The 3,206-nt window shown below is 70.5% G+C and carries 1 protein-coding gene and 2 pseudogenes; all 3 read left to right on the top strand.

What is annotated here, in order from left to right:
• Nucleotides 1-226, top strand: a pseudogene (locus I5G_RS07625) (transaldolase family protein); the annotation flags it as partial.
• A pseudogene (locus I5G_RS21270) lies at nt 223-1,847 on the top strand (glucose-6-phosphate isomerase). The pseudogenes I5G_RS07625 and I5G_RS21270, both read left to right, overlap by 4 nt.
• Nucleotides 1,848-1,851: 4 nt before the next feature.
• Nucleotides 1,852-3,206, top strand: a 1,355-nt coding sequence (gene zwf, locus I5G_RS07615) for a glucose-6-phosphate dehydrogenase (RefSeq protein WP_022878524.1), incomplete at its 3' end; no start/stop codon positions are given.

Here is a 3,206-nt window from a genome sequence, read left to right as displayed (position 1 = left end):
TCGAGGCCCCTTCGACCACGGCGTCATCACCGGCGACACCATCACCGGCGCGTACGCCGAGGCGCACGAGGTCTTCGACCAGCTCGCCGCGGCGGGCGTCGACTTCGCCGACGTGACGCAGGTGCTCGAGGACGAGGGCGTGGAGAAGTTCATCGCCTCCTGGCATGAACTGCAGGAGACGGTCGCCACCGCGCTCGAGGCCGGAAGCGCCCAGGCCGCGAAGTGACCTTCGCCGTCAAGGCCACCGGCCACGCCAAGGCGGTCGTCGACTCCGAGCTGCCCGGTCTGGTCGGCTCGCTGGTCGCGTCCGCTCTGACGGCGGGTGACCCCACGCTGTGGGGTCCCGCGGCCGAGGACGAGGCATCCCGACGACTCGGGTGGGTGCAGGCGGTCTCCGTCTCGCGCCCGCTCGTGCCGGAGATCACGGCCCTGCGCGACGCCCTCGTCGCGCAGGGCGTGACCCGGGTCGTCCTCGCGGGGATGGGCGGCTCGTCGCTCGCCCCCGAGGTCATCGCCCGGTCCGCGGGCGTTCCGCTCGTGATCCTCGACTCCACCGCCCCCGGGCAGGTGCTCGCCGCGATCGACGGTGACGCCGAGTCCGGCGGACTGCGCGAGACCGTGCTCGTGGTCTCGAGCAAGTCGGGTTCGACGATCGAGACCGATTCCGCGAAGCGCGCCTTCGAGGCCGCGTTCCGCGACCTGGGGATCGACCCCGCCGAACGCATCGTCGTGGTGACGGACCCCGGCTCCCCGCTCGACCAGTCCGCTCGCGCCGACGGCTACCGCGTGTTCACCGCCGACCCCACCGTGGGCGGCCGTTACTCGGCCCTGACGGCGTTCGGACTCGTCCCCGCCGGTCTCGCGGGCGTAGACATCGACGACCTCCTCGACGAAGCGGATGCCACGCTGCTCGAGGTCGCGATCGACTCGCCCGAGAACCCGGCCCTCGTCCTGGCGGCGGCGATCGCCGGAGGCGGCGACCTCCGCCGCGACAAGCTCGGCCTGGTCACCGACGGCAGCCACCTCCCCGGTCTGCCGGACTGGATCGAGCAGCTGATCGCCGAGTCCACCGGCAAGGAGGGCACCGGCATCCTGCCCGTCGTCCTGCTCCCGGTCTCCCCCGAACTCGAGACGAAGCCCGCCGACCTGCAGGTCGTGCGGTTCGTCGACCACGCGGACGCGTTCCACCTGTTCGACCGTCACGAGGGCGAGATCCTCGTGAGCGGATCGCTCGGCGCGCAGTTCGTCGTCTGGGAGTACGCGACCGCGATCGCGGGCCGCCTCCTCGGGATCGACCCGTTCGACCAGCCCGACGTGGAGTCGGCGAAGGTCGCCGCGCGCGGTCTCCTCGACGCGCGCCCGGAGCCGACGGAGCCCGCTCTCGTGCTCGACGGCGTCGAGGTCCGCGTCTCCGACCCGGCCCTGGCCGCAGGGGGCACGCTCGCGAGCGTCCTGGACGCCCTCTGGGCGGCCGTGCCCGAGGACGGCTACGTCAGCATCCAGGCCTACGTGAACCGCGTCGACCTCCCCCAGCTCGCGGGACTCCGCGAGCTCGTGGCGGCGGATGCCGGTCGACCCACGACCTTCGGGTGGGACCTCGGTTCCTCCACTCGACCGGTCAGTACCACAAGGGAGGACCCGCGAACGGCGTCTTCCTGCAGATCACCGAACGCACCGACGTCGACCTGGAAATACCCGGGCGCCCGTTCACGTTCGGGGAACTTATCCACGCACAGGCCGCGGGCGACGCGAGCGTGCTGGCGGACGGCCACGGCCGCCCCGTCGTCACTCTCACGCTCACCGACCCGCAGGTCGAGGTGCTCTCACTCTTCGAGGCGGCGCAGTAAAAGCATGGTCGTAGAGATCACACCCGGTCACAATCCCCTTCGCGATCCCGAGGATCGCCGACTCAATCGCATCGCCGGGCCCAGTGCCCTGGTGATCTTCGGCGTGACGGGCGACCTGTCGCGCAAGAAGCTCATGCCGGCGGTGTACGACCTCGCCAACCGCGGGCTGCTCCCGCCGGGCTTCGCGCTCGTGGGCTTCGCCCGTCGCGACTGGGAGGACCAGGACTTCGCCAAGGTCGTCCACGAGTCGGTCAAGCAGTACGCCCGCACCGAGTTCCGCGAGGAGACGTGGCAGGAGCTGCTGGAAGGCATCCGCTTCGTCCAGGGCGAGTTCGACGACCCCGAGGCGTTCGCGCGCCTGCGGGAGACGGTCGACAAGCTCGACGTCGAGCGCGGCACCATGGGCAACCACGCGTACTACCTGTCGATCCCGCCGAAGGCGTTCCCGCTGGTCACGACGCAGCTCAAGGCCTCAGGGCTCGTCGGCGAGACCGCCGACGACACCACCGGCTGGCGGCGCGTCGTCATCGAGAAGCCGTTCGGTCACGACCTCGCCTCGGCGCGCGAGCTGAACGAGGTCGTCGAGAGCGCCTTCCCCGCCGACTCGATCTTCCGCATCGACCACTACCTCGGCAAGGAGACGGTGCAGAACATCCTCGCGCTGCGCTTCGCGAACGAGCTGTACGAGCCGATCTGGAACCGCAACTACGTCGACCACGTGCAGATCACGATGGCCGAGGACATCGGCGTCGGCGGTCGCGCCGGCTACTACGACGGCATCGGCGCGGCGCGCGACGTCATCCAGAACCACCTGCTGCAGCTGCTCGCTCTGACGGCGATGGAGGAGCCCATCAGCTTCAACGCCGCCGACCTGCGCGCCGAGAAGGAGAAGGTCCTCGCGGCGGTCCGTCTGCCCGAGAACCTCGCCGAGGCGACCGCCCGCGGTCAGTACGCCGGTGGATGGCAGGGCGGCGAGAAGGTGCTGGGCTTCCTCGAGGAAGACGGCATGAACCCCGAGTCGGTCACCGAGACCTACGCCGCGGTGAAGCTCGAGATCAACACGCGCCGGTGGTCGGGCGTGCCGTTCTACGTGCGCAGCGGCAAGCGTCTCGGACGCCGCGTCACCGAGGTGGCCGTGGTGTTCAAGCGCGCCCCGCAGCAGCTGTTCTCGCGCAGCCAGACGCAGGAGCTCGGGCAGAACGCCCTGGTCATCCGCGTGCAGCCCGACGAGGGCGTGACGATCCGCTTCGGCTCCAAGGTCCCCGGCGACGGCACGCAGGTGCGCGACGTGACGATGGACTTCGGCTACGGCCACGCCTTCACCGAGGCGAGCCCCGAAGCGTACGAGCGACTCATCCT

Origin of the sequence: Microbacterium sp. B19, assembly GCF_000333395.1 — a bacterium.
Taxonomy (GTDB): domain Bacteria; phylum Actinomycetota; class Actinomycetes; order Actinomycetales; family Microbacteriaceae; genus Microbacterium.
The sequence above is the reverse complement of the archived record's forward strand: the minus strand, read 5'-3'. Positions and strand labels throughout refer to the sequence as shown.